24 protein-coding genes are annotated in these 22830 nt (G+C 59.3%); 5 read left to right on the top strand and 19 right to left on the bottom strand.

Features of this window, described 5'->3' with window-relative positions:
• Nucleotides 1-393: 393 nt before the first annotated feature.
• Entirely contained in the window at nucleotides 394-1800 is a 1407-nt protein-coding gene (locus AA105894_RS01765; protein ID WP_267310225.1) for a glucosyltransferase domain-containing protein, read from the top strand.
• A gap of 57 nt (nucleotides 1801-1857) precedes the next feature.
• Here AA105894_RS01765 and AA105894_RS01760 read toward each other — a convergent pair whose 3' ends face one another.
• Genes AA105894_RS01760 through gspG form a run of 12 tightly spaced genes read right to left on the bottom strand, consistent with a single transcriptional unit; the run spans nucleotide 1858 to nucleotide 12773 of the window.
• Entirely contained in the window at nucleotides 1858-2673 is an 816-nt protein-coding gene (locus AA105894_RS01760; RefSeq protein WP_267310224.1) for a type II secretion system minor pseudopilin, read from the bottom strand.
• Nucleotides 2670-5033 carry a type II secretion system secretin GspD gene (gspD, locus tag AA105894_RS01755; protein WP_267310223.1) on the bottom strand — a complete coding sequence of 788 codons (2364 nt, stop codon included), beginning with the start codon at nucleotides 5031-5033 and terminating at the stop codon, nucleotides 2670-2672. Before gspD ends, AA105894_RS01760 begins: the two co-directional genes overlap by 4 nt.
• On the bottom strand, nucleotides 5030-5533 hold the full coding sequence (locus tag AA105894_RS01750; RefSeq protein ID WP_267310222.1) for a hypothetical protein: 504 nt from the start codon (nucleotides 5531-5533) through the stop codon (nucleotides 5030-5032). The genes gspD and AA105894_RS01750 overlap by 4 nt, the downstream gene beginning before the upstream one ends.
• Nucleotides 5530-6117: a type II secretion system protein GspM gene (gspM, locus tag AA105894_RS01745; protein WP_267310221.1), complete on the bottom strand. Its 588-nt coding sequence runs from the start codon at nucleotides 6115-6117 to the stop codon at nucleotides 5530-5532. Before gspM ends, AA105894_RS01750 begins: the two co-directional genes overlap by 4 nt.
• A complete protein-coding gene (locus AA105894_RS01740) occupies nucleotides 6114-7190 on the bottom strand; it encodes a PilN domain-containing protein (protein WP_267310220.1) in 1077 nt (358 codons plus the stop codon). The genes gspM and AA105894_RS01740 overlap by 4 nt, the downstream gene beginning before the upstream one ends.
• Nucleotides 7191-7209: 19 nt before the next feature.
• The gene (locus AA105894_RS01735; RefSeq protein ID WP_267310219.1) at nucleotides 7210-7797 is read right to left on the bottom strand and encodes a prepilin-type N-terminal cleavage/methylation domain-containing protein; all 588 of its coding nucleotides are present in this window, start codon (nucleotides 7795-7797) and stop codon (nucleotides 7210-7212) included.
• Nucleotides 7794-8192 (bottom strand): PulJ/GspJ family protein, encoded by a 399-nt coding sequence (locus AA105894_RS01730; RefSeq protein ID WP_267310218.1) that lies wholly within the window; start codon nucleotides 8190-8192, stop codon nucleotides 7794-7796. Before AA105894_RS01730 ends, AA105894_RS01735 begins: the two co-directional genes overlap by 4 nt.
• Nucleotides 8189-8611, bottom strand: coding sequence for a pilus assembly FimT family protein (locus AA105894_RS01725; protein ID WP_267310217.1), 423 nt, complete (start codon nucleotides 8609-8611; stop codon nucleotides 8189-8191). The genes AA105894_RS01730 and AA105894_RS01725 overlap by 4 nt, the downstream gene beginning before the upstream one ends.
• Nucleotides 8601-9827: a type II secretion system F family protein gene (locus AA105894_RS01720; protein ID WP_267310216.1), complete on the bottom strand. Its 1227-nt coding sequence runs from the start codon at nucleotides 9825-9827 to the stop codon at nucleotides 8601-8603. Before AA105894_RS01720 ends, AA105894_RS01725 begins: the two co-directional genes overlap by 11 nt.
• A 4-nt stretch (nucleotides 9828-9831) precedes the next feature.
• A complete protein-coding gene (locus AA105894_RS01715) occupies nucleotides 9832-11517 on the bottom strand; it encodes a GspE/PulE family protein (protein ID WP_267310215.1) in 1686 nt (561 codons plus the stop codon).
• Nucleotides 11510-12289, bottom strand: coding sequence for a prepilin peptidase (locus AA105894_RS01710; RefSeq protein ID WP_267310214.1), 780 nt, complete (start codon nucleotides 12287-12289; stop codon nucleotides 11510-11512). Before AA105894_RS01710 ends, AA105894_RS01715 begins: the two co-directional genes overlap by 8 nt.
• Nucleotides 12290-12296: 7 nt before the next feature.
• Nucleotides 12297-12773, bottom strand: coding sequence for a type II secretion system major pseudopilin GspG (gene gspG, locus AA105894_RS01705; protein ID WP_267310213.1), 477 nt, complete (start codon nucleotides 12771-12773; stop codon nucleotides 12297-12299).
• A gap of 32 nt (nucleotides 12774-12805) precedes the next feature.
• Here gspG and AA105894_RS01700 point away from each other — a divergent pair, with 32 nt between their 5' ends.
• Nucleotides 12806-13216 (top strand): lytic transglycosylase domain-containing protein, encoded by a 411-nt coding sequence (locus AA105894_RS01700; protein ID WP_267310212.1) that lies wholly within the window; start codon nucleotides 12806-12808, stop codon nucleotides 13214-13216.
• An 8-nt stretch (nucleotides 13217-13224) separates the two neighbouring features.
• Here AA105894_RS01700 and AA105894_RS01695 read toward each other — a convergent pair whose 3' ends face one another.
• Both AA105894_RS01695 and AA105894_RS01690 read right to left on the bottom strand, forming a co-directional pair.
• Nucleotides 13225-14868, bottom strand: coding sequence for a glycoside hydrolase family 32 protein (locus AA105894_RS01695; RefSeq protein ID WP_267310211.1), 1644 nt, complete (start codon nucleotides 14866-14868; stop codon nucleotides 13225-13227).
• Nucleotides 14869-14931: 63 nt separating this feature from the next.
• A complete protein-coding gene (locus AA105894_RS01690; protein ID WP_306414302.1) occupies nucleotides 14932-16671 on the bottom strand; it encodes a glycoside hydrolase family 68 protein in 1740 nt (579 codons plus the stop codon).
• Between the two features lie 1073 nt (nucleotides 16672-17744).
• On the opposite strand from AA105894_RS01690, the gene AA105894_RS01685 reads away from it, so the two are divergent.
• Both AA105894_RS01685 and AA105894_RS01680 read left to right on the top strand, forming a co-directional pair.
• Nucleotides 17745-17906 carry a DUF3309 family protein gene (locus AA105894_RS01685; protein ID WP_267310210.1) on the top strand — a complete coding sequence of 54 codons (162 nt, stop codon included), beginning with the start codon at nucleotides 17745-17747 and terminating at the stop codon, nucleotides 17904-17906.
• Between the two features lie 323 nt (nucleotides 17907-18229).
• Complete coding sequence (locus AA105894_RS01680) at nucleotides 18230-18709, top strand: lipocalin-like domain-containing protein (protein ID WP_267310209.1); 480 nt, start codon at nucleotides 18230-18232, stop codon at nucleotides 18707-18709.
• Between the two features lie 41 nt (nucleotides 18710-18750).
• Here AA105894_RS01680 and AA105894_RS01675 read toward each other — a convergent pair whose 3' ends face one another.
• The 4 genes from AA105894_RS01675 to AA105894_RS01660 are packed head-to-tail and all read right to left on the bottom strand — an operon-like array spanning nucleotide 18751 to nucleotide 21307.
• A complete protein-coding gene (locus tag AA105894_RS01675) occupies nucleotides 18751-19824 on the bottom strand; it encodes an EscU/YscU/HrcU family type III secretion system export apparatus switch protein (RefSeq protein ID WP_188426820.1) in 1074 nt (357 codons plus the stop codon).
• Between the two features lie 27 nt (nucleotides 19825-19851).
• Entirely contained in the window at nucleotides 19852-20637 is a 786-nt protein-coding gene (locus tag AA105894_RS01670) for a flagellar biosynthetic protein FliR (RefSeq protein ID WP_267310208.1), read from the bottom strand.
• Between the two features lie 46 nt (nucleotides 20638-20683).
• Nucleotides 20684-20959: a flagellar biosynthetic protein FliQ gene (locus tag AA105894_RS01665; protein ID WP_188426821.1), complete on the bottom strand. Its 276-nt coding sequence runs from the start codon at nucleotides 20957-20959 to the stop codon at nucleotides 20684-20686.
• 12 nt (nucleotides 20960-20971) lie between these two features.
• Complete coding sequence (locus AA105894_RS01660; RefSeq protein WP_188426822.1) at nucleotides 20972-21307, bottom strand: flagellar hook-basal body complex protein FliE; 336 nt, start codon at nucleotides 21305-21307, stop codon at nucleotides 20972-20974.
• 338 nt (nucleotides 21308-21645) lie between these two features.
• On the opposite strand from AA105894_RS01660, the gene AA105894_RS01655 reads away from it, so the two are divergent.
• A complete protein-coding gene (locus tag AA105894_RS01655) occupies nucleotides 21646-22167 on the top strand; it encodes a hypothetical protein (protein WP_267310207.1) in 522 nt (173 codons plus the stop codon).
• A 92-nt stretch (nucleotides 22168-22259) separates the two neighbouring features.
• On the opposite strand, the gene AA105894_RS01650 is transcribed toward AA105894_RS01655, so the two are convergent.
• Nucleotides 22260-22830, bottom strand: a 571-nt coding sequence (locus AA105894_RS01650; protein ID WP_267310206.1) for a flagellin, incomplete at its 5' end; no start/stop codon positions are given.

Genomic DNA, 22830 nt, shown 5'->3' with positions numbered 1-22830 from the left:
CTCTGTTCGCCAGATCATACCACTTGCTGGTTTACGCCCAGAGGCCTCGTATCTGCTTGAACGTTTGAAAGGAAATAGCGGGTTCCATCAGTCGCTGCTCAGTGAACAAGAGCAAGAACCGCGCTGTCAGCCCCGCGAAACCCGGCATTCTGTCACCGGTCGTCGCGCTTCGGCGCTAGCACAGGCGATGCCTTTGTTTGACGATACATTGCCGTCTGGGTGCGTTTTCCCCTGGGGCGATCATCTGCCTCTCGTCTTCTCAACGGTGAAGGTCGTCTCATCATGTCTCAACTCACCCCACGAATTTCCCCTATGGGGCAGGCGCCGATCTATCCTATAGGGCTGAGACAATCGGTGTGCGTGACCAGAGATATCCAGGGCAGAATAATTACAATGAAATTTTTCACTGAAGAGAAAAAATCGGGAATAGCGGAAAATATTTTCCTGTCCCTGTTTATCATGCTGGGTCTTTCTCTCGTATTTCTGTCCAGATACGGGTTTTCTGATGATTTCTCGGTGATTTATTATCACTATACGGCGCCGGGATGGGGCATACAGTGGGAGGCAATGTCAGGTCGTCCGGTATATGGCGCGTTGCGTCAGATGATGACCTATACGATCGGCAGTGTATCCGGATTTTCCTGGTTCCGCTTGCTGTCGGTCATTTTCATCGCGCTCTATGCCGTCCTGTTCTACAGCTATCTGAGAAAGAACAACCTGTTCAATTCTCTCTATGAGCGCATGACAATTGCAGCTGGTATCGCTTTTCTTCCCGCGATGCAGATATACGCAGCATGGGCGATGACCTATCCGTTTGCGCTTTCTCTTTGTCTGGCATTCCTGTCTTTTCTTGCTGTCAGCACAAATAGAAGAAATAGAAGAGTAAACGAGGGTCTGGGCTATGTACTTCTGACGCTGAGTTTTTTCATCTATCAGCCCTCTGCGATGATTTTCGTCTTTTTTGCTTTCTTCTTGGCGTTTTTCGAGCCGTCCAGAAAACTCAGCGAAATCATCAGATACGGTCTCATTCTTGGCGCTGCCATGGCGACCAATTTTCTTTATGTGAAAATATACACAGCCTATTTCGGGTCGACAGGAAGAGACGGGTTGGAGCATCATGTCTTCCACAAGATATTGTGGTTCATAAATAATCCGGTCGCGCAGTCGATCCAGAACTACAATATACACCGCTCCACGCTTTATGGTGTCTTGAGCGCCCTTCTGATTTTATATGGCATCTGGTGCACACCGAGAAAAATCGGATTTCCGGTCAAGATCATTCTGGTATTTGCGTTTTGCCTCGCAATCTATGCGCCAAATCTCATCGTTGCTGAAACGTCTTCGCCCTACAGGACGCTGGTCGGACTGGAAACGATTTTCGTTGTGCTTTTCTTCAACGGCCTGTTCCATATCTTCCGTGCGAATTACCGTTATGCGTTTCCACTCGTTGTTTTTCTGATCGTCTTTTCTGCAGATTTTAATATCGAGCACTATATCATCGCGCCACAGCAGAGACAGATGGCCGAACTCGCGCAGGCCCTGAAGTCTGTTCCTCATGGGCAACCGGTCGATTTCGACATACGGGATGTCGATAGCGCTGCCTATTCCCGCTTCAGGCGCTTCGAGTTTGGTGGTCTTTCCATCGACAACAGCTGGACGCCCAAGGGCATGGCGATGGCGGTCATCAGGAACAGCCATCTGGGCGATATAAAGCTGACTGACGGTATCCTCGTCTCCAGCCCGGACACGAAAGGCGTCTATTATCTGCGGATGAAGCTTATCAGAAATCTCGATTACTGATTTTTTCTCCCGCCCCGCTTGTCGCGAGGGCGGTCCGGGGCAGGTCAGCATCGGTTGTCAGCGGGTCATCTGTGCCAGTCGCAGGATATCGGGAGTGTCACGTCCGTTATCGCCGGTTAGCAGAAAAGAGGCACGGCGTTCGACCGCGCCTCCCTGACCGTCTTCCACACTGACGAGGATATCGACGCTTGTGCCATGGGGCTGACCCGGCTTGAGCGGTGGCAGCGGGGCCATGCCCGAACGGGCGAGGGCAGCGCGGGTTACTGGGTCTGTCACGGGCAGACGGAGATCTTCCGTCTGGGTCAGGGAGAGATGCGGCAGCAGACGGTCGAGCAGAGGCGCCGTCATACCGGGCACGAGCGCAAGCTCCTGAAGAGACTGGAAGGGCGCATGAGGGGGCCGATAGGAGAGGCCGGCGCCCAGAAAGCGTTTCTGCTCATTCGGGTCGTTGTTCTGACTTCTGCTGCGCCATGCGACGATATCGCCAGCAAGGGCGTCGGCCTGCGGAGGTGTTGCACCGCCTTGTTGCAAAAGCGCAGCCAGCAATGGGCGTGGCGCTATGTTGGGGTTGATGCGGCTTGCCTGTGACTGCACCCTGATCGTCAGCTTCATGCCATCCTGCATCAGTGTGTGCGGGGTACCATCGCTGCTCCAGCGGTTTTTCTCCGGGCCGAGTTCGTGAAAAACACCGGTCCAGATGCCCCCCTCTGCAAGGCTGTCCATCTGGGCCGTGCGGCGTAAAAGCCGCGTTTCACGCAGCTCTGACCCTGCGCTGGCCAGAATCATGGCTACGAGAAAAGACAGCCCGGCCAGCGTCCAGAGCGTGATCAGCAGCGCAAACCCGCCCTCGTGCTTCTTTGGTTTGGCGCTCAATGATCCAGCCTGAGGCTTTCGCGAATGCGCTTTTGCGGGTCTGCACTACCCGTGCCATGCATCGGCGTCAGCTCATTGGGCACGTCGGCAGCATTGGGGTGGGTGTCGCGCAGGTCTTCCATCAGGTCGACAGCCTCGCGCTGGTCATGGATGACATGCGGTGTGATCAGGATCAGCAATTCTGTGCGCTGACGGCTGTTGTTCTGGGTGCCCGCCAGAAAGCCGAGCACGGGGATGTTCTTGAGCCATGGAATGCCGCTATTGGCCCGGCTCGAACTCTCGGTGATCAGCCCGGCAAGCCCGACTGTCTGGCCGTCTTGAACCACGACGCGTGAATTGACCGAGCGATCATTGAAGGTGGGGTTTGCAGCACTGCTGCTGTTGCTTGCCGCATTGGCGCTGACCGAACTCACCTCTTGCGAGACATCGAGCGTTACCAGCCCGCTCTGGCTGACATGGGGGGTCACTTCCATGATCACCCCGGTCGGCTGATAGGTGAACTGGTTGTAGACGGACGTGCCGATCGTGCTCGATTGCGACCCGATCTGCACCGGCACGAGCTGACCTACCTGAAGGCGCGCTGCCCGGTTGTCGAGCACCATGAGCTGCGGTGAAGACAGCACATGCACGGTGGTGACATTCTGCAGCGCGTCGATTGCAAAAGGCGCGCCACCACCACTTGCCCCGCCGATGATGAAGCCGGGCAGGGTATGGCTGAAAGCCGCCGTTGCCAGCGTGCCTGCCGTGATGCTCTGGCTGTTATTGCTCAGCACACCATTGATGCCGCCGGATTTGAAAAAGAACTGCGTGCCATATTGCAGCGCGTCATTGAGCTGGACCTCGGCCACGACCGCATCGATACGCACCTGAAGCGGCATGACATCGATACGCCGCAGCATCTGGTCGACCTCGTCACTCTCCTGATCGGTAGCGAAGACGAGAATGGCATTATGCTGTGCGTTCGAGAGAATACGCAGCGTATCGGTGTTTTTCTCACCACCGCTTCCGCTGCTGTCCAGCCCTCCGAGAAGGGGGTTGTTCAGCGCCGCCTGCTGCGTGTTCTGGCCTGCATTCTGGCCGAGCCCTGTCGTGGCATTTCCTCCAAGGCCGGTCGTACCCTGATTGCCCGTCAGACCGCCTGCGAGCCCCGTCGCGCCCCCAAGCCCTCCTGTGCCGCCGCCTGCACCGCCACCCATGGCACTCGACATGGCACCTGTGAACCCCGTCTGCGTGTTCTGGCCTGTGCCGCTGGTGCTGCCAGGTGGCAGGGCCGTGACATTCTCGGGGGTAAAAGCCTGCTGCAGCGTGTAGGTGACATCATTCACGCTTGAATTCTGCACATAGAAAATATGCCAGCTACGGACGGTTGCGCGCCTGTGACGTTCGATCAGCGCAAAGAGGCGTTTGGCATCCTCTATGTAGCGTGGCGTGCGCGAGACCACGAGAACAGCGTTGACACGACTTAGCGGAAGAACCTGCACGAGTTGCGACAGGGAGTTGTTGGTACCGTGCAGAGCGCTTTGCAGAGCCGTTGCCATGTCTTTGGCATTGCCGGAATCGACAGGCAGCAAAGCGTAGGATTGTGCGCTCAGCCAGTCGACGTCAAAAGCCCGGATCACCTCGATCAGCGCGTTGCGTGCCGAAGGGTCGCCGCTCACGAGCAGCGCATTGCCGCTCTCGACCGGGGTGACACGCGCACCGTTCTGCACGAAAGGCTGCAGGGCGTGAGCCAGATTGCTGGCCTGGGCATAACGCAGGGCCACCATCACCTCGCCACCCATCGAGAGGCTGTCTGCCATGCCCGCGACCGCGCCTTGTGCTGCGCCCGGTGCCGACTGGCTGGGCACTACGCGATAAAGCCCGTCGGAATGAATCAGAACGGCATGAACCTGGGACAGCAGAACCTGCAGGGCGGGTAGAATCTGCGCATTGGTCAGAGGCTCGCTGGTGCGCAGCGTAACCTGCCCTCTGACAGCCGGATCGATGGCATAATTGACGTGCAGGATATCATTCAGGATCTGAGCGACCGCGTCGCGGATATCGGTATCGGCAAAGTTCAGCGAGATCTGGCCGATACCCGTGGTGCTGCCCGCAACCGGCAGGCTGGGGAGTGCCGCCCGACCGAGGCTGGTCTGAGCCTGTCCCGGTGTCGTGCCCTTTGTGAGACGTCCTTCAGAGAGATCCTGCGACAGGCCTGACAGAGGCAGTGGGCCACCGAGCGGCTTGACCTTTGGCGGCCCCTTGTCGCAGCCCGACAGACCCACAAGCATTACGGCACAAAGCGCGGTGCTTGATGCGAAGGTGACAGCGCGCGCGCGGGAAAAGCGAAAACGGGAGAGAGCGCGAGGCTGGAAAATCATTGCGGCATACCTGGTGGAGCGTTGTCGAGAGAAGAGGCGGGCGGAGCGAAATCGGGCTCGGGTCGTGGGGCGGGTTGCGATGAAGGGGCATAGGGAAGCGGGTTTGGCGCGGCATGCTCGGCACGCTCACGGTCGGGGCGGAGTACTCTCTCGCCATGTCCGTCCCTGATGCGCACGGCGCCGTTTTCAATGCCGGTTACCTGCCACGCCCCGATGACACCGTTCACCGGCACGACGATTCCGCGATCGCGGCCCGGAAGCATGAAGATGGCACGCTGCGGGCCGGTGCCGTCGATGATGGCCGAAAGACGCGGTGTACCGGCCATCATGGCAGTGCTTGGCGGCGGCCGTCTTGTCGGGGTGAAAAGCGGGCGGGCCAGTATCTGCTCCTGCCGGGTCAGAGGTGTCTCGACAGGGGCTTGCGGCGCAGCGAGCCCCGGCGTCGTCTGGAGGCCCGCCAGAAGGAAAAGCAGCCAGAGGCGGTCAGGGAAACGCATCATGGGGCGTTGCCTTTCTGTGCTCCGGTGACGCGGCGATAGGCAAAGACATTCATGTCGCAGCTCATGCTGTCGGGCGCGGCGCCTTCGCTTTCTGCTTCATGCAGATGCAGCGCATCGCTCACCATGGCCGGTGTACTGGTTTCAAATGACGTCAGCACATGCACCAGCACAGCATAGGGCGCGGTCAGTGTGATATGCAGCCCGATGCGCCGATAATGCCCGTCCCTGACCGGAGTGAGGGTTTCGCTGCTGCCCAGATCCGCCCCCTGAGTGCTGGCGATCTTCTGCACCAGATCCTGCAGATTTGCGCCTGCAATGGCATCGCTGCTGCCCTCGATCAGGCGCGACCCCTCTTGCGGAAGCCGTGCTGCGGTCAGGCGCAGATGGGGCAGGATCTCCTGCAGATGGCGCATGCGCTCGAGTGTTTCCTCTTCCACTGCGATGCGGTGTGCGCGTGTCGCATAAAGCCCGAAGACCGGGCCAAGCGCGACGCTCCAGACCAGAAAAAGAGCGATCACCAGCAGCGCGCAGGCGAATATCTGCCCGCGGCGGCCTTCGGGAAGGGACGAAGACGATGCCTTCATGGAGTGGCGCCCTCGGACCTGCCGCTTTTCGGTGTGCCGATATCGGTCCGGATCGAGAACAGGCTGGCATTCTGCCCCGAGAGATGTGTCACTGGCGCGATGAAGGCAGGATTGTGGAAAAGCGGCGTGCGGCTCAGGGTCTGGATGAGGGCGGTCGGTTCCGAGGATTGCCCGCTGATCAGCAGCTGCCCCTGTCGCAGGCTCAGATCGGTGAGATAGGAGCGGTCGGAAAGAGCATCGGTCAGTGCCGCCAGAATAACGAGAGGATCCCCCCAGCGTTTGCGCGCCTGATCCATGATCCTCGCTTCTGCCTGATGGTCTTCGATCTGGCGTCGCAGGGCGCTCGCCTGTCGGGCGGCAGGGCGTAAGGCGGCCATTTCGGCGTCAAGGCGGTTCAGACGCAGCGATTGCTGCCAGAAACCGAGGGTTATCAGCACAACGAGCATAAAGGTGCCGCCTGCCCATGCCAGACGGCGCGGGTCTGAGAGGCGCAGACGCGCTCCTCCCCGTTGGGGCGAGAGCAGGATCTGTTTTGAGCCGCTGGCGTTTTCGAGCCTGTCCAAGCTCCGACCAAGCGTCGAAAGCGGTGCCAGAAGCGGTTCGACAAGCGCGCGTCTGGCCAGAGAAAGGCTGAGTGTGACAGTCTTCTGGGAGGGATCACGATGCGTCACCGCATGGCTCCAGAAGAGCGTTTCGGCAGGGAACGGGGTGAGGCGATCCATCTCGAAACCCAGCACGGTTTTCAGATCGTTTTCTGCAGCCAGAGGCAGGGTCACGCTGCGCTGCATGATCTGCGCCTCTGGAAGGATCATGATCAGCCGCGCCGGTCGTGAGGCTTTTTTCAGGGCGTTCTGACAGCGTAAGCGTGTCTCGTCATCTTCCGTATCCGAAAGGCCCAGCCTGCCCAGAGCCATGGTCTTGTCGCGAAAGGAGAGGGTGAGCGCGAGATGGTTCTCCTGTGGCACAGCTGACAGGACAGGTCGGGCAGGGATGAAACGCGTTTCCCTGAGGCGCTGCGGGATCAGGGAAAAAAGCTGACGCCCCCACCAGAGCAAGAACATACGCAGTGTCATGAAGCGCCATTCTTTGCGCTCATGGCATCGGGTCCAGCAGGGGAGCCGCAACGATATCGGGCCAGTGACGTGGATCGCCTTCTGCAAAATGCAGCCGCAGCCGCACAAGCTGGGGCAGTTTGTTGCCGTACCATGTCGTGTTCCAGTGTCCGTCTGAGTAGTAGCTGCAATCGAGGCCCTTGAGGCCCTCGAGCAGGATCTGGGTGCGAGGGGGCGGGGTGGGCTCGATCACGTGTCGGTGAGGTGTCCAGATCAGCACAAGCCGGTGTGCCTCATCAACAGAGAGTCGCATGTCCGCGCGCGCTTCAGGACTGTCATCCAGGGCGTGCGGTGTCGGGCCGCGCAGAACCAGACCATGCGCCCTGCCCACGAAGAGCGGCCCTTCCTGCCCGGCACCGGGGTCGGCAGTGGCGATCAGCTGGCGCAGAAAGCGATCAACAGCTCCCAGATCGCCCTGTGCCGAGAGAGAGGTTCGTTGCTTCTCGAAAACGCGCGTGGCCGCATCGAAACCCTGACGCAGGACCAGCATGACGATCGAGAACACGACCAGAGCGATCAGCATTTCAAGCAGGGTGAAACCGGCTTCCTTTCGGCGGCACCGGTTCATGACGGTGTTTCCGGGGCGCCGAGGCGAAGCGTGGTGAGGGTGAGCGCACGACGTCCTGACCCGGTCATCGGGTCGGGCCAGGATTCCGTCACGGCGACATGATAAAGCACCATACCGGCAAGCTGTTGCTGCGGTGTCATCACCACCTTCCAGCGAAAGCCGCTGCCATCTTCGCCGCTCTGCTCATGAGCCCCCAGACGCATGCCATGGCCTATGGCCGCCATATGCGACTGCGCACGTGACAGGGCTTCATGCGTGGCATTGGCCAGGTGAGTGGCCCCCACCCCGTCGAGCATACCGCGATAGAGCACGCCAAGAGACAGCATGACGATGATGAAGGCGATCAGCACCTCGATCAGGGTGAAGCCTGCCTCGTGATCTGGCGTCTCTCTCATCCGCCACGGGCCTCTACCGCGCCGGTCAGCCAGTTGACCCCCAGGGCAATCCGGTTCGGCCCGTCGACAAGCGACACGACCGGGCCGGCGGCGCTTCCATCGGCATAGAAGACGAAATGGCTCGACGTGACGGGAAGATAGCCGATTTTCGGCAGGGCATGCGGCACAGTGCCGATAACACCATAGTTTTGCCGCGCCGGGTCGATGCTAAAAATCTGGGTCTGGCCGGAATAGAGCGCGCGCATATGCGCCTCGCGCAGACCCGAAGCGAGTTCGCGTGCGGCGCTGCGCAGCTCGAGACGGGCGGAATGGGAGGGGCCATGTGCGACCAGCAGCGCCCCGAGCACTGCCATGATGGCAAGCACAACCAGCATTTCCAGAAGGGTGAAGCCGCTCTGGGCATGATCTCTACTGGGCAAGATCGTTCAGGCTCAGCATGGCAAGCAGAAGCGAAGAGACGATACCGGCAACCATCACCCCCATGACGATGGTGATGGCCGGTACGAGAATGGCCACAAGGCGCTGTATGGCGATCCGGGCCTGTTCCTCGTGGATATCGGCAGCACGCAAGGCCATGGGGCCGAGCTGAGCTGTTTCTTCACCGAGCTGCAGCAGATGGATCAGCCTGCGTGGAAAGATCCCGGTCCGGTCGAGCGTGGCCGACAGTCCTGCCCCCTGTCGGGCGCTGTCTGTTGCAGCATCGATGGCCGCAATGGCTGCCCGATTACCCAGAGCCTCCCGCACGATGCCCAGCGCGGTCAGGAGCGGCACGCCATTGACCAGAAGCGTGCCCAGAATACGCGCCAGACGGGCCGCTAGAATTTCACGGCTCAGCGCCCCGAGGCCTGGCAGGCGCAGGATCAGGCGATCGACCACGCGCCTGATCCCGGGTCGGGCGAGCAGCAGCCGTGCCACGAGCGCCAGAAGGCCGATTGCGATCAGGCCGAACACGCCATAATGGCCAATCAGCGCGCCAATCTCGGTCAGGAGTTGTGTCGAGGCAGGCAGGGCGACGCCATTCTGGGCAAAGAGTGGCGTAAATTGCGGCAGGACCTTTGTCAGCAGCAGCGTGACCGAACCGATGGCGGCAAGGGTGAGAATGGCCGGATAGATCATGGCCGATTGCACGGTACTGGCAAGAGCGCGTTCGCGTTCGAGCAGTGTCGCCAGACGCTCCATGGTGGGCGCCAGATCGCCCGTGGCTTCGGCAGCCCGCACCATGCCGAGATAAAGTCTGGGAAAACTTCGGGGTGAAGCGCCCATCGCCAGATGCAGGGCGCGCCCGTCTCGCAGCTGGTCGCGCACGGCGTTCAGAACGGTCTTCTGGCGTGCGCCCTGTGCCGTTTCGATCAGAAAACGCAGGGCACGGTCGATATCCTGTCCGGCGCCCAGCATCACGGCGAGTTCACGCGTCAGTATGGCCAGTTCACCGCGTGTCAGGTCGCGCCGAGAGAGAGAGAACGAAACGCCGGAGAGAATCTGACCTGGTCCTGTCGGGCGTGCCGGGCCGAGCGTTACCGGGATATGACCGAGCCGGCGCAGGGCCGCGATCGCCTCGGCTTCGCTCCGGGCGTCGAGTGATCCGCTCAGCAGGGTGCCTTGAGAGTCTATGGCCTTGTAGGCGTAGTCTACCACGCGTTCAGACCGTGGCGCGGACGCTGCGCGTCACGTCTTCAAGCGTGGTTTCACCCGCAAGCGCTGCCCTTAGACCCGCCGTGAAAAGCGGCTCCATTCCGGCCGCGATTGCGGCGCGCTCTATGGCCAGATGATCGGCGCGCTCGAAAATCAGCTTTTCGATGGCTTCATCGGGTTCGAGCAGCTCAGCGATGGCAAGACGACCCAGATACCCCGTCTGTCGGCAATGCGGGCAGCCAGTCGCCTGATAGAGGGTGACAGGCGCGCCATTGGTGAGCGTGCGCAGACCCAGACGGTCGATCAACGCGTCGGGCGGTGTGTGGCCTGTCTTGCAATGCGGGCAGAGCCGTCTGACCAGACGCTGTGCCAGAACGCCACGCAGCACGGCGGTCATGAGATAGTCTTCCACACCCATATCACGCAGGCGGATCACGGCGGCAGAGGCGGAATTCGTATGGAGCGTGGATAGCACCAGATGGCCGGTCAGTGCGGCCTGCACTGCAATCTGCGCCGTCTCGCCATCGCGTATCTCGCCCACCATGATCACATCAGGGTCCTGACGCAGGATGGAACGGAGCAGAGCCGCAAAACTGAGCCCGATCTGGGGTTTGACCTGCACCTGGTTGATACCGGCCAGCTGGTATTCGATCGGGTCTTCGATCGTGACCAGCTTGCGTGTGACGGCATTGAGATCGGTCAGGCCCGTATAGAGCGTGGTGGTCTTGCCAGAGCCTGTGGGGCCAGTGACGAGCACGATACCATTGGGCAGGGCCAGCAGGTCACGCAATCTGGCGACAAGTTTGTCGGAAAGGCCGAGTGTCGCATAGTCGAAGCGCACGCTGGAGCGGTCGAGCACGCGCAGGACGAGTGTTTCGCCATGAAGCGAGGGGATGGTCGATACACGGAAATCGATTTCATGGCCGCGTACGGCAAGCTTGATACGCCCGTCCTGAGGCAGGCGCCTTTCGGCGATATCGAGCCGCGCCATGATCTTGACGCGCGACAGAACGGCCGGAATGAGCTGCGCTGAAAGCGTCTCGACTTCATGAAGAACGCCGTCATAGCGATAGCGCACACGCAGCCTGTCTTCGAAGGGCTCGATATGAATATCGGAGGCGCGTGTCTCGACGGCGCGGCTGATGATCTGGTTGACGAGGCGTATGACAGGGGCTTCGGAAGCGAGATCCTTCAGCCGCTCGGCATCGTCTTCGAGGGGGGCCTCATCCTGGGTGTCGCTGGAGGGTTCGGCTACGTCTCGCGGGTAGAGGCGGTCGAGCGCGGCCTCAAGTTCGAGGGGGAGAGCGACATGGGGCGCAATCGTCAGGCCGGTTGCGGCTTCGAGTGCGTCGGGAGTGAAGCTGTCGAGCGGGTCGCGCATCGCAAGACGCAGCGTATCGCCCTCGACACCCAGAGGCACGACATGGGCGTCGCGCAGAAAGCGCGTCGAAAGGGTCTCGGACAGGACCGGTTCTGGCGGGTAGTGTGCGGCAGAAGCCTGAGGCAGGGCCAGCAGCTCGGCATAGCTTGCCGCCATGAGCCCTTCTGACACCAGACCGAGCTGGAGCAGGATATGGTCAAGCCGACCGCCACTCTGCTCGGCAGCGCGTTCGGCGCGCTCTATGGCGCGGCGATCGCAGCGTCCGGTTTCGACGAGCAGAGCGGAGAGGGCATCGAGTGCCTGGTCAGGCATAGGCGAGACCTGAGGTCTCGATCAGCCATCCCCCCCAGAGGGCCAGAGAAAGACCCGGGCCGAGCGGGATTTTCATGGCGCCTTTCAGTCTGCCTTTTGTGCTGATTGCCGCCGCGATGAGGGTCATGATGGCGGCGGAACCGATGATTTCGGGCAGAAGAAGAGGTCCCAGCCAGCCGCCCCCTGCTGCGATCAGCTTCGCATCGCCGCCGCCCAACCCCTCGCGATGGCGCAGCGCACGGTAAAGCGTCGCCAGCCCCTCGAAGACGAGCCATGACAGCAGGGCTGTAAGGGTGTGGATGTGGAAATTCGTTCTGCCCTGAAGGGCTGCAAAGAGAAGACCGACGCCAAGCAGGGGCTGGGTCAGATAATCAGGCAGGGTATGGCTGCGCAGATCGATAGCCGCCAATAGCAGCAGCACCCAGCCGAACAGGCAGCCCTGCGCCATGATGTGGATCGGGCTGTCGCCTACCGGGTCGAAACGCGTTGCCAGATCGGCACTTCCGGCCACGACCAGGGCAGCGACTTCCATGAGCGGATGGAATTTGTCGATCGGCGCCTGACACTGGCGGCAACGGCCTTTCTGCACGGCGTAGCTCACGAGCGGAATGAGTTCGCAAACCCTGAGCACGCCATTGCAGAACGGACAGCGCGACCGGTTGAAGAATGGTGACCGCCCTTCGGGCAGGCGCCAGGCCAGCACACCGAGGAATGACCCGATAAAGGGGGAGGAGATGACGAGCGATGTCGTGATAGACGGCAAGGCGATCATGGCGCTCTCACGGATTGCAGATCATTGAGGAACGGTCATTCGTGATGTTCTTTGCGCCTCCTGAACACAGATCGTACTCATGATTGGGCCGTTCGGAGGGGGCTGCGTAGAGATAGGGATGATGCCATGGGTCCTTGGGTTCGGCGCCATCCTTCAGATAGGGGCCATTCCAGTTTTCGGCTCCCTGCGGGCGCTCGATCAGGGCATGAAGCCCTTCTTCGGTGCTGGGATACGTGCCCATGTCGAGGCGATAGAGATCGAGAACCTCGCCCAGACGCTGGATGGACTGATGCGCGACCGAATTACGCGCGCCACCAAGCTGGCGCAGGGCTGCCGGCGCAACAAGTCCGATCAGCAGGCCCAGAATGGCAATGACAACCAGCAATTCGAGCAGGGTGAAACCTGCTTCTTCTGTCTGGGGCTCGCGGCGGGTTTTTGGCGCCTGCGCCTTGCATGAATGTGCTAGCGTGCGGAAAAAGCGCATCAGAATCGATCCCGATATAAAAAGGAAGGGCCATGGCTGTTGCCTATGCCAGCTGCATGATTTTCGTTGCGTCTCTGTACCACTTGCCGCCTCGAATCCTGCCTTCCATCCTTGCGGTTGAAAACGGTCAAAGCGGTCTTGTGCATCATAACAGTAACAGAACGGATGATCTGGGTCTGATGCAGGTCAATACGCGCTGGGTGCAGCCGATTGCGCAGTTTACACATGCCGCGCCCGAGCTCGTTTACCGCCGTCTTCTGACGCAGCCCTGTTATAATATCAGTGCGGCGGGCGCGATCATGCGTCTTTACCTGAATGAGACCCATGGTGATCTGATGAGGGCGATCGGCAATTATCATTCGCATACGCTCACCCTCAACCTTGCTTACCAGCAGCGCGTGCTTGGCTCGGCGCGGCGTCTTTTCCAGCCCTTGCATCCCTGAGCGCCTTTTCAGGGAGCAAGATCTGCAACATGCAGCGAGTCCACAAGGGTGGGTGCGCCGGTGGCAAAAAGGGTCATGTCGTTGCTGTTTTCCTGCGGGAAAATCAGATCTGTCATGCGCAGGTCTCCTCCGTTGGCAAATAGCTCGACCGAATTGCGATCAACCACGATATGAAGCGTTATCGTATCGTTCCGTGGCGCCAGTTGAGCAATATGAACAAGGCTGAAATTGGACGAAAAACCGGTTTTTCCTGAATGGCTGCGGTCCAGGGTCAGGAGATGCGTACCAAAATCATAGCTGATCCGGGTTCCTTCCTTTCCGTCTGCCGACTGTCGGAGCACGAGGCCCGCCTTGCCTTTGCCTGCACTTTTCAGAGTAACGGCGATGTCCTGCACACCGCTTTTCATGGCCAGATGCCAGCTTGCCCCGGCAGCGAGACGCCGTGCCGTAAAATTCCGACCCGGATGCGCCTGCGCGAAGCGCTCGTATTCGGGCGCGGGGTTCTGCTGAAGGGTGATCGCGCCATGGTCGCTGCGCAGCGAAAGACTGACGGGCAATGTCATTTGGCCTCGCCAGGGTGAGGTAGGCAGCCTGTCGGCATAAGCCCAGTTGCTCATCCAGCTGATCAGGCGCGGGCTTTGATCGGGAGCGTTGGCAAAGCGTATGGCAGCATAATTATCGGCTCCATGATCGAGCCAGCGATAGGCTGCGGGGTCTGCACCTTCCTGTGGCAGATTATCCGGGGTGAATTTTGTGCCGTCGAAATGGCCGACGAAATACTGCACACCCGACCCGCCAGCGATGCTCCACGGATTGACGCTGACAATCATGACCCAGCGCAGATCATGATCGTTGCCGTCGAGAGGCAGGGGAATGAGGAGAGGCATTTCCCATAACATGCCGGGCTTGCGATAGCCCGAAGGCTGGAAGTCGCTCAGGAAATCCCAGTGCAGCAGATCGGTCGAGCGGTAGAGCTTCACGACCTGCGCGTCGGCGACCACGGTTGTCATCACCCAGTATTTCCCGGGGGCGTACCAGATGACGGATGGGTCACGAAACTGACGGGAGTCAGGATGAAGCGTGAGAACCGGGTTGCCCTCATGAGGCACGAAGGAACGTCCCTGATCGAGACTCAGGGCGACAGACTGGGCCTGGGTTCCATCGGGATGGGCGGGATCGCCGCTGAATACCGTGGTATAAAGCGCGAGCAGAGGGGGAGAGGCCGCCGTGCCAAGGCCCGAGCGATTGTCGCAGTCATAGACGACCGACCCCGAAAAAATATCACGGCCTCGTGTGGCGGGCAGGGCGACGGGCTGCTCCTGCCAATGAAGCAGATCGGGACTGGTGGCATGACCCCAGGAGGTATGTCCCCAGACCATGCCGTCCGGGTTGTACTGATAATAGAGATGCCATGTGCCATTGAGAAAGAACGGGCCGTTCGGGTCGTTCATCCAGTGGGCGGGGGGCGTGTAATGCAGGGCTGGTCGCCAGAGAGCCGTATCGGGCAGGAGATCGGTTGCTGGTGCCGCCTGTCCCGGAGCAATCGACAGGGCGACAAGGGCCAGTGGCGCAGCGAAACTGCAGAGCCGCCTTGCGATAATCCGTGTCAGCTTCAGCGTGAAGGGTGGGAAAACGGAAGCAAGCCGCAGCATCGTCACCTGCCAGGTCGAGGGAAATAAGGTCTGCGCGTCGTAACGCGCAGACCGGGTTCGAGGTTACTGGCTTGTGTTGAGGAAGGAACGCATGCGCGTGTTTGTATCAGCACTCAACAGGGTCTTCTGGCTGATCAGATCCTGAATGAATCCCACGACATTGATCGCAGCGCGATTGGCCGAGATGTCGCCATAGCCACCGAGGCCGTTATTGCCATAGCGCGTATCGACAACCGACGCGTCGCCCCGCAGGCGAACCTTGACGGTGGGTGACAGGGCGCCACCACGACGGCCTTCGACGGTATCGATGAAGGACTCCACGAGCCCGTCCGGCATCACGTAATGCGAGTAGGACTGGAAGGCGCGCGGATTCTGGTTCGGGTTGGCGTCGTAATCGGTGCCAGCCGCCTCGTTGAGGTCGGTCGGGTTGCCGAGCATGAGGCCCGAGCCATAATTCATGGGCTGGAAGTCGCTGCGGATGCCATTGCCGACAAAGCCATAGACACCGTCAGGTCCATCCACGCCAGCCGCATAGGTGGTGCGATGGCTGATCGTGAAGATGTAGTATTTGCCGTCCTTGATATACATCTGGGGACGTTCGGTCTGGTCATTCACGCAATTGGCGGAAATCAGCGGCGGCAGGAATTTCCATTTCGAGAGCGAGGAATTCTCGGCGACTGCGAGACCGATATTGGCCTTCTGGTAATAGGCGCCGGTCGAGAGCACCTGCTGCACCGTTTCCGCATGCGGATCATTGGTGCGATAGCCGAGGTCTTCTGCCGTGCAATCTGCCGTGCCGCGCTGGCCAGCAGTATTGCCTTCAAAGACCATGTAGTTCACGCCCGGATGCTGCGGATCTTCAAAGGTGAACGGGTCGCGGAAATTGTAATACGGGTTCTGTGCGCCGTTCTGGTAGAGGACGCCATCAGGGCGCAGCAGCGGCGTATGGGTTGTGAAGCCGGTAAACCAGACATGGTTGAAGTCGGCATGAATCTGGCCGAGGCTCTGGGTGATCACTGCCTGCGAGGGCGTGATGTCCTGACCTGCCGCATTCCGGTTGAAGGCCATGTCCGTATAGAACAGCGAAACCTTGTTGCTCGTGGGGTCAAGCAGGCGCATCGAGCCTGACCATTCGGCTGTGATGGTGTAATCCGTGCCTGCGAAGACCTGCTCCTGCGCGCCTTCGGGGATCAGATGGCCACCATAGATCCAGCCACCATTGGCCGGGCGCCGACTGGCAGGAACACCGGCACGGCGATAGAAATAGCCGATACGGGCATGGGTATGACGATCGTCGAAGCCATAACCCGCATTCTTGTCAGCGGTCAGGCAGAAAATGACTTCCCAGCCATTATAGCTGAACTGGTTGGCCTTCTTGTCGATGAGAGTCCAGGTGTCCCAGACCCATACATCGGGGTTGGTTGCCGGGAAATCGGCCGGAACATCAGGCATGACAAGTTGCTGCGGCAGAGAGTTCTGGCCGGCGGCGACTGACGTGTCGGAATGCGCCTTGATCTGCATGGCATCGGCACGGGTCCATTTGGCCGTGAAGCTGTCCTGCGGGTCATAGGCTTTTTGCGAGTGAACGGTCGGAAGCGGAAACCCGGGGACACCATTGAGGGAGCTTCCGGGAAAAAGACGACCACCATGGGGCATCATGCCGGGCCGTGGCGCCACGCGTAACGATTCACGCAAGGCATCCGGGCTGATCTGCGCGCGTGCCGACTGGCCTGCAAATGTTGCGACCGTGGAACCGGCAAGCAACAGGGTGAGCAAGGATCTTGTTCTGGTTTTGTTCGTCATTTCGCCCTCGAAAGTTGAGATTGTCCGGCGCAGGCGTTCTGCGAAGTCGCAATGAGGGAAGGGATGATTATTTCCTGGTTGCCAATGATCCCGGCCGTTCATCGCTCAGGGACTTGATCACGATTCCGTTATGAGAGTCAATCGCAGTTTAACGACAGTTTAATGGCAAAATCCTGACGGATTTTAGGCGATAAAAGGCGGCGTTTGTAATCAATGTTACTCGTGACATGGAGATATATATTCAGCCGCAAGCGTGATTTATAAAAAATTTGGTTAATTTATTTAAAATAATGATATAAATATTTTTTCATAAATGTTTGTATTTTTTAGAGTCTTCATGTGGTTCTTTGTTCGTATTTTTTGCAAAATGAAACCAAGAACAATAGTGAGTATTTTTGTATTCTCTTATTTACCATCGCTCATTATCGATGGGGAGATCGTCATATCTCAGGCCTTCGGAGCATAATTCATCATTTGCGTTGTTCTTTCCTGAGGGCGAGCAGGTTCAGTGCTTCAGGATCCCATTATCCCACCTTCCAGGGAGCGCATCGGCGGCCTTGCCGAGCAGCCTGGCAGGTATTCCTGTTTCCGTTGGGCGTTTCCAGTTCGGTCGGAATGGCGAAATGGATGCTTGTTCAAAGTCAGGGGGTCGGCTCGCGCCGGTGACGCAGGCCTTCTGGCAGTTTGTGCGTGGCGCAGGCTCGTGAAGAGTATCGAAAGCGACGACGCGGGATGCCACGCATGCGAGAGACGATCGGTTTCGATGAGGGGAGGGAGTGTCCTTGTCTCGCTGAAGGGGTCTGGAACCGGTTTATCCCGACTTTTGAATCGGGAGTCGACTGAGCGCCCCCGTGACCGGACACTCCATATCCCAGGAGGGATTACTTCTCTTGCCGGGATGGAGGGGCAGCGTTTGCTGCTTCGTGTCTGCGCTGCTTGTAACGGCTGGGATATGAAAAACACACAAACCTAAAATATGGGTTTCGCCTCAGGTCTCGGCGAACCTGCGCGCCTCTCGAGCGTGTAGGGCCTACGGCGGTGCAATCATGACTGCCGCTGGGGGGAATCCCGCTATGAATATTCTTGTTCTGATTGTGATCGTGCTCCTGCTTCTCGGCACTTTCGGTGGTTATGGCGGCTGGTATGGCACGGCCTGGACCGGCTATGGCGCAGGCGGTGGTGTCGGGCTGATCGTTCTGATTCTGGTGGTCCTGATCCTGATGGGCAGGCTGTAAGATCAGCCATTAACGAGAGAGATTTTTCTGATTTTCCACCAGTCCCGGTTCTCGGTCACGCGTGATGACCGCAGGCCGGGGCGGGCTCGATCCGGGCTGCAAGGACGAACGCCTTGCATCTGGAGGGGCTGATCTGAACGCGAGAGCAGGGCAGGTCTGCATCTTCGCACTGGCATATCGCATCATCTTCTGCTTTCTTCTGCCCCCCGATTCGGGATTTCGCGTGATCTTGTGTTGAAAAAACCTTGAAGCGAATTCTATGGAATTGGGGATAAAACACGTTGCGGAACAAGTAACGGTGAACATTCAGCGGGGCAGATCTGATGGCAGGCGAGACAATAGCAGAGAAACCGTCCAATACTGACGTGACGGGCGACGCGCTGCGTCAGGCTCTGATCGGCACCTGGGAGCTTATCGCCTATAGCGTCGAGGAGCGCGATACGGCCTGTCTGGTTCCTGCCATGGGTGAGGCACCGCGTGGGCGTGTCATCTTTACCCAGGACGGATGGGTCGCCTTCAATCTGGAGGGAGAGGGTAGAGTGCCTGCCCGCAACGATGCCGATCGCGCCGCCCTGCTCCAGACGCTTGTTTCGTATATCGGTCGCTTCCGTATTGAGGGTAATGCCTGGATCACCCAGATCGAGACGGCCTGGGTGCCTGAATGGGTCGGGTCCGAACAGAAGCGTTTCGTTTCTCTCTCGGGTAACATCGCCAACGTCACCACGCCCTGGCGGCACATGCCCAACTGGGCGCCAGAGAAACTGACCCGCAGCCTTATCCGCTTTCGCAGGATTACCTCGTAGGGATAGCCGCGCGTAGCGTCTTTCGACCCGTGGGTCGGCTTCTAGAGTCTTGAACGTGGCGTCTTGAGCTTGATAACATAGGCGATGACAGCGGCGACCGGTTTGAAGAATTCCGGCGGGATTTCGGTATCCAGCGGCAGGGCATAGAGACCCCGGGCCAGTGGGGGGCTGTTGACGATGGGGACGCGCGCGTCCTGAGCGGCTTCCCTGATTCGGGCGGCCAGCTCGTCTGCCCCTTTTGCTACAATCTTGGGAGCTGCGGCTTCCGAACTCTCATATGACAATGCCACGGCGTAATGGGTCGGGTTTGTGACCACAACCGTGGCTTTTTTGACGGACTGGATCATGCGCTGGCGGGCGCGGCGCATACGGATCTGGGCCCGCTTTGCCTTGATCTTGGGGTCGCCATCTTCCTGTTTTGTTTCGTCCTTGATGTCCTGATGGCTCATGCGCAGCTTTTGCAGGCGGCTGTAGCGTGTCCAGAGTTCATCGAGCCCTGCGATAAAGGCCTGCACCAGAAGAATGATGAGTGTCGCATAGGTGAACCACGAAATCATCTCGTAGGTCAGGCGACGCAGGGTCCATCGTTCGGCCTCGGGGGCAATATGCAGCGTGCCTGAGGCGATGGTGTAAAGCACGATGCCGAAAATCAGGAATTTTGCCAGGCTTTTGAGTAGCTCGATCAGGTTGCGCATGCTGAACACGCGTTTGAAGCCAGCCAGCGGGGAAAGCCGCGTGATATCGGGCGTCAGGGCCTGCGGCCTGAACAGGAACTGGGTCTGGAACATGCTGAAAACGATAACGACCACAAAGCTGACGACCACCAGAGGGGCCATGAGGAGAAACCCTTCATTCAGGGCCTGACGGATGACAAAGCCGATTGAGGCCATGTCGTCGATGGGGGTCGAGAAATGTTCGATCAGGCCGTGCATATGTGCGACGAAGCGTGTGGCCGATGCGGCGCCAGCCAGGGAGAAGACAGCAAGAAAGGCCCCCAGAACGAGCAGCATCTGGGTTTCGCGCGATTGCGCGACATTGCCCTCTTCTCTTGCCTTGGCGAGGCGTCGCCCCGTAGGGGCCTGTGTGCGATCTTCGCTGCTGCTGTCTTCAGCCATCAGGGCGTCGCCACTTCGCCGGGCGCGTCAGTGCGGCGCATGAAGGCCCGGAAGTTCCGAAAGGGATTCCTGCATACGTTCCTGCCAGACGCCCGTGATCACCTGGATCAGCAGGGCAATAAGCAGCACGCCGCCGAGAAGCTGGGCGGGCATGGCGATGCCGTAAACCTGAATGGAGGGCATCAATCGGTTCAGCACCCCCAGCATGGCGGGCCATAGCGTGCCAATCAGCACGAAAGGCGCGGCATATTGAAAGCCCAGCTTGAAGCTGAGCGCAGTGGTGGTGACGATTGCCTTGGCCATATCGTTGAAAAGTGGCGTCTGGCCGGGAGGAAAGACGTCATACGAGCCGGTCAGCGCCGCGAGGGGGAGAACATATAAGCCGGTCGAGAGAAAAAGAACGGGGATGAGAGACGATGCCATATGGCTGATGGCGGTACTCGATGCGCCAAGATCGGGGTCTGGCTGCAACACGCTCGCCAGCCCGGTGAAGGTGGCGATGAACTGCATGGCAATCACCAGCGACATGGCCAGCAGACGCGCGATGAGACCGATGAAAATACCAACCAGCAGCTCCTGGCCGACCGTGACCACCAGCAAAGAGGGATTTGTCAGTATCGCCGTGGCGATAGGCATGAGATGCGGTTGCTCGACCGGCATGATCAGAAGCGACACAGCGAGTGCCACCCCCGCACGCACGACCATGGGTGAAGAGCTTTCCCCAAAGCCCGGTGCTGACATGACCAGCGCGCTGACCCGGCACAGGGTCAGGACGAACAGCGCAGAGAGAGCGGGCAGCGGGAGATCGGTCACGGTGCAAGCCTCTGGTGCGGTGTCGAACCAATCATGCTGGCTCGCCTCATGATCCCCCGGCGATAACCATCTGATCAAAGATGAGCATGGCATAGCTGTGCAGCGTTGCGTAAAGAAACGAGCTCGTCAGCATGAGCGCGGCTGTGGCGGCAATGAATTTCGGGACGAAAGAAAGTGTCGCCTCATTGACCTGCGTGACGGCCTGAAAGAGCGAAACCAGAATGCCCGCTGCAAGAGAGGCCAGAAGCGACGGCGCGCCCATCTTGACCGCAACAAACAGGCTCTGTTGCAGGATTTCGTGAATATCGACCGAGGGCTGCATCGTGGCCCTGTGTCAGACAGACATCTTCATGATGTCCTGATAGGCCTGCACAAAGCGGTCGCGCACCGTAGTCACGGTCTGCAAGGTGAGTTTCGCCTCGGCGACCGAGGTGGCGATATCGGTAAGATCACCCCCGCCGGACAGGCCGGTCGCTGCTTTCGTTTCTGCAGTCTTGCCGACCTGGATCGCATTTTTCATCGCGTCGCCAAGCACATTGCTGAAGCTGGTCACGCTGTCTTCTGATTCTGCGCTCTTCGCCGTCGGGTTCAGATTGGTCTGCAGCGTCCGTTGCGTCTGGCCATAGGCGTTCAATGCGTCGAAGCTACGGGTCATAACGTCACTGATCATGGGCCTGCACCGGATTTATCCTGAATTGTGACGATCAGGGTCTGTCGCCTCACGCTGATGTTCGTAACGTGATCCAACCGGTCGGGCAACCGGTTTCATATTTTCGGAAAAATTTTGCACGATGGGTTTATCCGCAATTAGATCGTGACGCTTTTTAAACCTATCCTGTGCAAGAGCCCTTACTGCAAGGCTGTATTTCCAATACGCTCCTGCCATGTGGTTACAAACAACAAGTGAGGGGCGGGCAGGTGCTTGAAACGCGAAAATGTCGGGCGAGAGCGCGCCTTCTTGCCAGCACCGTGATTCTGTCTGCGGGCATAACGCTCGCGACGCCTGCAATGACGCGCGCTGCGATGGGGGAGGGCACGACCTATCGTGGCAATGGGGACAGCATGCGCTGCCCCGCCGGTGTCGTGCGCGTTGCCGAGATTCAGGCATTTGTTCAGAACACCCAACCGCGTGCGGATGCCCAGCCCATAGGCTCTGCTTCTGTCGAGGTCTGCGCCGATAACGAGACGAAATATATCGATATCGTGACGCGAGGCACACCTGACGATGTTGCCAATAACGGGCAGCAGGGACAAAAATCCGGGGTGGATGGGACGATCCAGATTCATGGCCGCACGGCGCAGCTGAATGCGAATATCTATATTCCGCTGACTGAGGCGGATTATACGCAATGCGCGCGTCAGGATGATAGCGGGCAGGACGGCAGTTGCAAGCCGCATGCTCAGGTTGTCAGTTTTACTGGCACCTGGGTTTTTTCATTGGGGAAATGGGCGACGTTTCGAACAGGGGCCGATTCGGCCGGGGCGCCTGTCGTTATCGCGGCGCGTGTTCTGAGCGGGCCTGTAGAATAATTTTCCGAAGCGGTTCGAAAACCCAGTCAGGGATAGCAGGAAGGGCAAGGAAAAACCCTCGCCTCATCATGAGGCGAGGGTTTTAGTCATTCTTACTGGAAGAGCGACAGGATGTTCTGCGACTGCGAGTTGGCGATCGTCAGCGACTTGATGGCCAGCGACTGCTTGGTCTGTAGTGAGGTCAGCTTGGCGCTGGCGGCAGACATGTCAGCGTCGGTCAGGGCGCCGATGCCGTTGGTCAGGTTGTCGGAGATGGTCGAGCCGTAGGTGCTCATGTTCTTGATGACGTTGCTGTTGGCGCCGAGCGTCGAGGTGACGAAGGTCATGGCCTTGATGGCTGCCTGCACCTGGGCGATCATGTCAGAGACATTACCGGTACCCTTGAGGGTGCCGGAGCCTTCGAACACGTTGGTCGTCGGGTTGACGCCAGCGGTGCTGCTGGAGGTAAGGCCAAGAGCGTCGGTCAGGCTCGTGCCAGCGGTGCCTGCCTGGAAGGCGGTGCCGGTGCCGAAGACAGACGGTGCGCCTGCGATGGACGAGCCACCCATATAGGAAGCGATGGCGGCATTGAACCCGGTGATGGTGGTCTGGTCGCCCTGCAGGCCGGTAACATATTTCAGGTCGCTGGCGGTGATGCCCAGACCGTCGCTGGTGGCACCCGAG

The organism is Asaia spathodeae NBRC 105894 (genome assembly GCF_025994195.1).
Lineage (GTDB): Bacteria > Pseudomonadota > Alphaproteobacteria > Acetobacterales > Acetobacteraceae > Asaia > Asaia siamensis.
This window is presented reverse-complemented; position numbering and strand designations above follow the sequence as displayed.